Raw genomic sequence first — 8813 nt, 5'->3', positions numbered from 1 at the left:
ATATACAGAATTTAATTTTCAAAAGTGTTCAATTTGAAATTGCAATTTTCGAATATAATATTTTTCTTATATTAATATAATAAATAAAGAACAACTCTTATAAAGCTAACTTTTTTAATTTTATTTTACTTTTCTACTTGTATTTTTAACACAAAAAAGGATTCTTTTCATCTGAATCCTCTTAATTTTAATATATTTTTTTAACTTGTTCCTGAATACTGTCTTTATCCAAGAATTCATCATAAGTAGTATCTTGTCTGCTGACGATTCCTTTAGGGCCAACTTCGATGATATGATTGGCAATTGTTTGAATAAATTCGTGATCGTGAGAAGTAAATAATATTGAACCAGGATATGCTACCAAAGCGTCGTTCAAAGCAGTAATTGATTCCAAATCAAGGTGATTAGTTGGATCATCCATAATTAATACGTTAGCCGGCTCAAGCATCATTCTAGACAATTGACAGCGAACTTTTTCACCACCAGATAATACTTTAATTTTCTTCTCAATTTCTTCCCCACTGAAAAGCATTCTTCCTAAGAAACCACGAAGGAATGTATTATCATCTTGTTCCTTAGTCGCATATTGTCTTAACCAATCTAAGATAGTTAAATCATCGTTATTAAAGTTTGCATTTAAATCACGAGACATGTAGTTAAAGGCTGTAGTCTGACCCCAGGTAACAGTGCCTGTATCTGGCTTAATTTTGCCAGCAATAATATCAAGCAAAGCGGTTGTTGCTAAAGCGTTACGTGATAAAAATGCAACCTTGTCACCGGGACGAACTATAAATGAAACATTATCTAAGATCTTTTCACCATCAACTGAGTATGAAACGTTTTCTACCTTAACCAAATCATTTCCAAGATCACGATGCATTTCAAATTTAACAAATGGATACTTTCTTGATGATGGTTTAATATCATCCAAAGTAATTTTATCAAGTTGCTTCTTACGAGAAGTGGCTTGACGTGACTTAGACGCATTAGCTGAGAAGCGGGCAATAAATTCTTGCAGCTGCTTAATCTTTTCTTCTTTTTTGGCATTCTGATTAGCTGCTAATTCATTAGCCAACTTACTTGATTCATACCAGAAATCATAGTTACCAACATAAAGTTGAATCTTGCCACGATCAACATCACACATTTCAGTACATACCTGATTTAAAAAGTGACGGTCGTGTGAAACTACGATCACAATATTTGGATAATCAGCCAAAAAGTTTTCTAGCCATTCCACTGTGTGAACATCAAGACCGTTAGTTGGTTCGTCAAGTAAAAGAATATCTGGATTACCAAATAAAGCTTGAGCTAAAAGCACCTTAACCTTTTCTGATTCAGGCAATTCCTTCATTAACATCTGGTGTTCACTTTCAGGAATATCTAATGACTGTAACAATTTAGAAACATCAGCTTCAGCATTCCAGCCATCAAGCTCTGCAAACTTACTTTCAAGTTCTGCCGCCTTAACACCATCTTCATCACCAAAATCAGGCTTAGCATAAAGCGCATCTTTTTCCTTCATTACTTGATAAAGTTCTTTGTGCCCTTGAATAACCGTATCCATAACGGTGAAATCTTCAAAAGCAAAGTGATCCTGGTTAAGACTAGACATTCTTTCATTCGGATCAATGCTGATTGAGCCTGTCGTTGGTTCAAGCTTACCTTCTAGCAATTTAAGAAAAGTAGATTTACCAGCGCCATTTGCACCAATCACACCGTAACAATTACCTGGGGTAAATTTTAAGTTAACATCTTCATAAAGTGTACGGCCGCCAAATTTAAGACTTAAGTCGGATACTGTAATCAATCGTTATACCTCACTATTATTAATTTAAAAAAGTTAAAATTATGTATCAGTATATCAAAAAAAGCAGATCCAAATGAAGTACGAATCTGCTTTTTTTACTTTTAATTAAAATTTCTTGAAGCTATCCAATTTTTCCTGGGTAATATCACGAATAATTGCAGTAGCTAAATCAACGGATGCCTTAAAGTCTTTGTAACTGCTGAAGCAATATGGGGAGTGCTCGTAACGCACTGGAATACCGATGACAATTGTTGGAGCACCATTTTCGTAGTAAATTGCGGCACCGTCTTGGCCACCACCAGTTCTAACTGAACGAGTGTATGGAATGTTGATCTTGTCAGCCAAGTCGCAAGCATACTGTTGAAACTTAGGATTTGGCAAGAATGTAGTATCCATATCACGAAGCATTGGTCCACGCTTTAAACCGGTTTGTGAAAGCCAATCAGGAGTGAAGGTGTCATCTGCTGGACAGCTTTCAAGTACAATACATAGATCTGGCTTAACTTTTCTAGCAGTTACGTAAGCTCCGCGAAGACCTACTTCTTCTTGGCTAGACAAAGCGGCAACAACATCAAAGTTAGTTTCTTCACCCTTCAAGTTGTCCAAAACGTCAATCATCGCACCGGCACCAAAACGGTCGTCGAAGTCTTTACCAAAGAACAACCCAGATTTTTCGTGGTATTCGCATTTTACATCAACAAAGATTGGACAACCTGTGTCGATTTTGTAGTCCTTAATTGTTTCTTCACGGCTGCTTGAACCAACATCAATTGACATATCGGCAACGTCAGGCACGTTGTTTCTTTCAGCAGCAGTCATAAAGTGTGGTGGCTTAGTTGCGACAACACCAGGGATGTATTCGCCATCGCGGTTTCTAACCTTAACCTTCAAAGCAGGGATATTGTATTTTACCCAGCCGCCGAGTGGAACAAACTTGATTAAACCATTTGGACGAACGGCCTGGGTGATAAAACCAACTGCATCTGAGTGGGCATCAAGTTGAATTACAGGACGGTTGCCCTTGTTTTCCTTCTTTGATGCATAAACATTGAGCATCCCGTCAGTCTCAATATTGGCTGTCTTTTCTGCATAGCTAGTAAAAAGTTTAACGAATTCTTCTTCAAAACCAGATGTAGCGTTAGCATCTGAGAATTTTTTAAGCATTTCGATTTCTTGTGCTTTTTCCATAATTTTCTCCTTCTGTAAGTCCTTACATCAAATTTTATCATAGTTCTTTATCTTTATTTTTTGCTAAACTAAAATTAGGAGGGTTTACATCGTGAAAGAAAAACCTATTTGGAAGAAAAATCTATTCGTCTTATCGATCGCGGTCTTCATTGCAGGAATCGCATTTTCAGAAATTATGCCTTTCTTATCGTTATACATTAACACGTTAGGCAACTTCTCTCACCAACAACTTAACTTCTGGTCTGGGATCGTTTATTCTGGTACGTTCATCGTTTCAGCGGTTGTTTCTCCTTGGTGGGGCAAATTAGCTGATAAAAAAGGACGTAAACCAATGATTTTGCGGGCCGGAATCGGGATGTCCGTCGTTATCGCCTGCATGGGGTTAGTTCAAAATGTTTGGCAATTGCTTTTGCTTAGAATGCTGCAAGGTGTATTTGCCGGCTTTATTTCTAACTCTAATGCCTTAGTTGCCACCGAAACGCCGAAGACAAATTCTGGACAAGCTCTAGGAACGATTGCTTCAGCGACCACTGCCGGTACCTTGCTGGGACCACTTGTTGGTGGTGCTTTAACATCAATTTTTTCATACCGCATTACCTTTATGATCACTGGTGGCTTGCTCTTATTATGCTCAATCTTAGTTCTATTCTTCGTTCATGAAGACGACTTTAAGCCAGTTACCGCAAAAAAATTGGACAAAGCCAGCGGCGTAATTAAGTCGCTTCGTTCGCCTCATCTGATCTTTGGTTTGCTATTAACCACTTTAATTATTCAAGCAGCTAATAACTCCATTAACCCAATCGTTTCACTATATGTCCGCCAATTACTTAACGGCCATGATAACGTTGTCTTCATCTCTGGTGTTATCGCCGCCCTTCCTGGGATTGCTACTTTCCTAGTGGCCTCCCGCTTCGGTGCACTTGGTGATAAAATCGGTACTCACAAAATCATCGTGGCTGGTTTTATTGCGGCATCAATTTTCTTCTTCCTGACCGCTTTTGTACGAAACACAGTTGAATTAGGAATTTTGCGCTTCTTAGTTGGTTTTTCTGACGCTTGTTTATTCCCACAAGTACAAACGATGTTAACCAAAAACTCACCTGCCGCCGTTACTGGCCGTATCTTTTCATGGAACCAGTCGGCTATGTACATCGGCAACATCGTAGGACCATTACTTGGTTCATTCGTATCAGGGATGTTCAACTATAGCATGGTCTTCATCGTCACCACGGTGATCGTATTAATCAATCTACTTTTGTTCAGAATCAACGTCATTCGCAATTTACAGTAAAAATAAAAAGCTTGAGAAAAATCTCAAGCTTTTTATTCTGCCGCTTTTTTGGCTTCATGTCTGTTATAAATAAAGTTAACTACGTACGCACAAATCATTAAAAACAGTGCCACATACATAATTTCGATAATTCCTGAATGGAAAATTCTTCTCATGATTGGCAATAATGCAGTTGGCAAACTCTTAGCCGATTCCGCATCACTCAACTTGTTCATCATGGTCATCGTAATGCCGCGATGACCGGTGATTCCTCGAGCCAAAGCCAAGTTCATGATGACCCCATAAATGGCAGCCATCACAGTTTGAGCAAGAATTCGAATCAAGAAACTCAGTGACGTAGCCGGTGCCATATCTTTTTCACTGGCGTCAATCTGCACCTTGATCTGCAAAATAACAAAGATCGAACCTACACCTAAACCAGATAAAGCTGCAATGATCATCAAGATTTGATACGGCGTGTTCATTGGCACCAAGATCAAGCCTAAAACGGTAATGACGATCAAAGTAAAATCGATAATGAGCAAACGATAATTGCTAAAATGACGCAAGAAATATGGCGCGCTTTGTGAACCGGCAATATCCAAAATGGAGTTAGGGATCAAGGTCATCCCACCGATTAAAGCGGAGGTCCCTAAAATGGCCTGCGACCACATTGGCAAATAAGTGTTAACTGAAATATAAGCACCCCATGCTAGGGCAAACAGGATAAAGTCGCCCACCAGCGCTTTATTCATAAAAACACTCAACGGTACAACAGGACTATCTGCCTTGTTTTCCACAAAGATAAAGGCAACAAGTAAGGTAACTCCGATAATGACGAAAGCTACAACCATGATACCACTAGCTAAACCCAGCATCTGAATTCCAACTAAAAAGCAGGACAAGCCAGCGATCAAAGTGAAGGCACCCATTTTGTCAAAGTGTACTTTTTCCTTAGCCTTGTGCACATCGCGATAAAAGACAAAACTCAAAATAATGGAAATCAGTCCTAATGGGACATTGATGTAGAAGACCCAGTGCCAAGAAAGGGCATCAACAATCCAGCCACCAACAAGCGGTCCCGCAATACATGCCGCACTGAAGCTGGCCGCAATGTAGCTTAAAATAACCGTTCTTCTCTTAATATTCGGATAAATAAAACCGACAATAACATAAGGCAGCGAGCCCATACCGCCGGCACCGATACCCATTAAAATTCTGGCAATTAAGAAGAAGTAAATATTTGGCGCTATCCCTTCAAGTAGAGAACCAACAATAAAGAGGATAAGTGAAAGTTCAAAAGCAAATTTATTGCCCATTCTTTCACCTAATTTGCTCCAAATTGGTACTGAAACGGACATCCCCAGCAAGAAGCAGGCAACAATCCAGCCCATATATTGAATTCCGTGCAGATCAGAAACGATCGCAGGAATTGCCGTATTAATAATGGTAGCGTCTAGTCCTGACATGATATTAGCCAAAAGTAAGGACCAAGTTACCATCGAAATTTGCTTTTTATTCATTCAATCTCACCCTTTTACTTAGAAACTTTTTAACTAGAACATTATGCAAGTTACCTTTATAATTGTCAAAATAGTAAACGGTTTCATGATAAAATATAAATACCTACTTTTTATAGGAGAGATTTTCTATGATTAAATTAATCGCTGTCGATATGGACGGAACTTTTTTAAACTCACAAAGTAAATACAACGAAGTCAGATTCAAGGAGATTCATTCTAAACTTGATGAAAAAGGTATTCATTTTGTCGTAGCTAGTGGTAACCAATATTATCAATTAAAAGATTTTTTCACCGATTATGATGATATTGACTACGTAGCTGAAAATGGTGCACTTATCCGTAATCCAGAAAAGGTTTATACAGTACACTCTTACCCTACTGAAGCTGTTAAAGCCATCGAAAAATTTTTATTAGATCAAGTACCCAATCTTAATTTCTTAGTCTGTGGTGAACAAGCAGCTTATGGCCTAGATATCTTGCCAGAAAAATACTTTAAGATGTCTAGCCATTACTATCATCACTTAGAAAAAATTAAGAGCTTTAGTGACATTCACGATAAAATCCTAAAATTTGCAGTTCAATGTCCCGATGAAAAAACCGACTATTTTGTTCAATTATTCAAGGACAACTTGAGCCAATATAGCGGCGTTACAAGCAGCGGTCACGGAGACATCGACATCATCCAACCTGACATTCACAAAGCTAACGGCTTAAAAGAATTGGGTGATATTTTAGGCATTAAGTTAAGCGAAATGTGCGCATTCGGTGACGGTGGAAACGATCTAGAGATGCTACGAGAAGTTGGCGATGGCGTCGCAATGAAGAACGTCGTTCCAGCCCTTCTTGAAGTGGCTAACCACGTGACTGACACTAACGATGAAGAAGGCGTTTTGAACTACATCGAAAAAAACATTCTTTAGAATCTGCTTGACAATATCCGCTTTTGCTAGTTTAATATAATAAAAATATAGTGATGACCTTTAAAGTTAGTCCTGTGAGGCTAAGAAGGAAATCTGCGTGAGCTAGTCTTTTTTGTGCTAGCAGAAACAGAAAGACCATCTTGGACTCAGTGTCCTTGGTGGTCTTTTTCTTTTGGTCATCCAAGAAAGGAAAAATATATGGCAAAAGAAATTGTTGATGCAATTAGTATGAAACGTGCCTTAATGCGAATGACCTACGAAATTATCGAACGCAACAAAGGTACTGAAAACTTAGTTTTAATCGGAATCAAGACTCGTGGTCTTTACTTAGCACAAAGAATTGCTAAGAACCTTAAGAATCTTGAAGATGTTGATGTTCCTGTGGGAGCAATCGATGTTTCTCAATATCGTGATGACCTGCCAGAAAGCGAAAAGGAAAAGATGATTCATGGTCAACAACTCGACTTTGATATCACCGACAAAAACGTTGTTTTAGTCGACGACGTTTTGTTCACCGGTAGAACTATTAGAGCTGCGCTTGATGCAATCATGGATCAAGGTCGTCCAGCTAAGATCAACTTGGCAGTTTTGACCGACCGTGGTCACCGTGAATTGCCAATTCGTCCTGACTTTATCGGTAAGAACATCCCTACCGCAATGGATGAGGAAGTTAAGGTATCATTGACCGAAGTCGATGATAAAGACGGCATTGATATCATGAACAAATAGGAGTATTTGAATGAGTGAAAAAGAAAAGTTTAGAAACCCGGACGCGATTTTAGACGTCTACGAAAAGCCTGAACTTGGTCAAGGTATCCTGCTCTCCTTGCAGCACATGTTTGCCATGTTCGGTTCAACTGTACTAGTGCCAATTTTGATCGGAATTAACCCAAGTATTGCCTTGCTTTCTTCCGGAATCGGTACCTTGGTCCACATGATCTTGACTCACTTCAAGATTCCAGCATACTTGGGATCAAGTTTTGCTTTCGTTGCTACTATGCAAGCTTTGATGAAAGCCGACGGCTATCCTGCAGTTGCTCAAGGTGCGATTGCTTCTGGTTTAGTTTACGTAATCGTTGCTTTAATCATTGCTAAGGTTGGTTCTGGTTGGGTTAACAAGGTTTTGCCACCAATCGTTGTAGGACCAATTATCATCGTTATTGGTTTGTCTCTTGCTACGACTGCTGCCAATGATGCGATGATGAACAACCAAAAGTATGATTTAACCTACTTTGGTGTTGCCATTTTCACATTGGTCATGACTTTGGTCTTCCAAATGTGTTTCAAAGGCTTCACGAGCTTAGTTTCAATCATGCTCGGCATCATCTGTGGTTATATCTTAGCCTGCTTCTTAGGCATTGTAGACTTCTCAGGTGTTGAAAAAGCCGCTTGGTTCTCTATTCCTTCACTTGATGTGATGGGCATTAGCTACCACTTCAAATGGTACCCAGCAGCCATTTTAGCCATGGCACCAATCGCCTTCGTGACGATGACGGAACACATGGGCCACATTATGGTGCTTAACTCATTGACTAAGCGTAACTTTTTTAAAGATCCTGGTCTTCACAGAACTATGATGGGTGACGGTATTTCAACGATTATCGCCGGTTTCATCGGTGGTCCTCCTACAACTTCATACGGTGAAAACATCGGTGTGTTAGCTATGACTAAGGTGCACTCTGTTTGGGTCCTTGCCGGTGCCGCAGTTTGTGCGATCATCTTCAGTTTTGTTGGTAAGCTTGCTGCGTTAATCGAATCAATTCCAATGCCAGTAATTGGAGGAATTTCATTCTTACTCTTTGGTACAATCGCTTCTAACGGTTTGAAGATCTTAGTTGACGATAAGGTTGACTTTGGTGAAAAACGCAACATGTTAATCGCTTCAGTTATCTTGGTTATCGGTATCGGTGGTGCCTACCTCCAACTTGGCAACTTCCAATTAACTTCAGTTGCCCTTTCAACCATTATCGGTATGATCTTGAACTGGGTTCTTCCTAAGAAAGCTGCCAGTGAAAAGGCACTTGAAGAAAAGAATGAGCAAAAGCAAGATGGTAAGATTTACCAATAATTAATATTAAGCAAAAAGCAGTTAGCTATCACTA

General features: G+C 39.3%; 7 protein-coding genes. 4 read left to right on the top strand and 3 right to left on the bottom strand.

The features are described from left to right. Positions 1–187: 187 nt before the first annotated feature. Both CP368_RS01930 and CP368_RS01925 read right to left on the bottom strand, forming a co-directional pair. Positions 188–1810 carry an ABC-F family ATP-binding cassette domain-containing protein gene (locus tag CP368_RS01930; RefSeq protein ID WP_098036890.1) on the bottom strand — a complete coding sequence of 541 codons (1623 nt, stop codon included), beginning with the start codon at positions 1808–1810 and terminating at the stop codon, positions 188–190. Between the two features lie 105 nt (positions 1811–1915). Continuing rightward, a complete protein-coding gene (locus tag CP368_RS01925; RefSeq protein ID WP_098036889.1) occupies positions 1916–2998 on the bottom strand; it encodes a M42 family metallopeptidase in 1083 nt (360 codons plus the stop codon). 91 nt (positions 2999–3089) lie between these two features. Here CP368_RS01925 and CP368_RS01920 point away from each other — a divergent pair, with 91 nt between their 5' ends. Next, positions 3090–4289, top strand: a complete 1200-nt coding sequence (locus CP368_RS01920) for an MFS transporter (protein WP_087235680.1) — start codon at positions 3090–3092, stop codon at positions 4287–4289. Positions 4290–4321: 32 nt separating this feature from the next. Here the strand turns inward: CP368_RS01920 and CP368_RS01915 are convergent, their stop codons facing one another. After that, positions 4322–5791 (bottom strand): MFS transporter, encoded by a 1470-nt coding sequence (locus tag CP368_RS01915; RefSeq protein WP_098045703.1) that lies wholly within the window; start codon positions 5789–5791, stop codon positions 4322–4324. A 128-nt stretch (positions 5792–5919) separates the two neighbouring features. On the opposite strand from CP368_RS01915, the gene CP368_RS01910 reads away from it, so the two are divergent. The 3 genes from CP368_RS01910 (at position 5920) to CP368_RS01900 (ending at position 8779) form a co-directional block, all read left to right on the top strand. Next, complete coding sequence (locus tag CP368_RS01910; protein WP_191335480.1) at positions 5920–6711, top strand: Cof-type HAD-IIB family hydrolase; 792 nt, start codon at positions 5920–5922, stop codon at positions 6709–6711. A gap of 198 nt (positions 6712–6909) precedes the next feature. Next, a complete protein-coding gene (pyrR, locus tag CP368_RS01905; protein ID WP_098045702.1) occupies positions 6910–7440 on the top strand; it encodes a bifunctional pyr operon transcriptional regulator/uracil phosphoribosyltransferase PyrR in 531 nt (176 codons plus the stop codon). A gap of 10 nt (positions 7441–7450) precedes the next feature. Next, positions 7451–8779, top strand: a complete 1329-nt coding sequence (locus CP368_RS01900; RefSeq protein ID WP_098045701.1) for a solute carrier family 23 protein — start codon at positions 7451–7453, stop codon at positions 8777–8779. Positions 8780–8813 lie beyond the last annotated feature (34 nt).

Origin of the sequence: Lactobacillus sp. UMNPBX17 (assembly GCF_002553735.1) — a bacterium.
GTDB lineage: Bacteria > Bacillota > Bacilli > Lactobacillales > Lactobacillaceae > Lactobacillus > Lactobacillus gallinarum.
This window is presented reverse-complemented; position numbering and strand designations above follow the sequence as displayed.

Coding starts and splice junctions, on each gene's coding strand:
- CP368_RS01925 (WP_098036889.1), bottom strand. CDS start 2,998: ATGGAAAAAGCACAAGAAATCGAAATGCTTAAAAAATTCTCAGATGCT.
- CP368_RS01915 (WP_098045703.1), bottom strand. CDS start 5,791: ATGAATAAAAAGCAAATTTCGATGGTAACTTGGTCCTTACTTTTGGCT.
- CP368_RS01910 (WP_191335480.1), top strand. CDS start 5,920: ATGATTAAATTAATCGCTGTCGATATGGACGGAACTTTTTTAAACTCA.
- pyrR (WP_098045702.1), top strand. CDS start 6,910: ATGGCAAAAGAAATTGTTGATGCAATTAGTATGAAACGTGCCTTAATG.
- CP368_RS01900 (WP_098045701.1), top strand. CDS start 7,451: ATGAGTGAAAAAGAAAAGTTTAGAAACCCGGACGCGATTTTAGACGTC.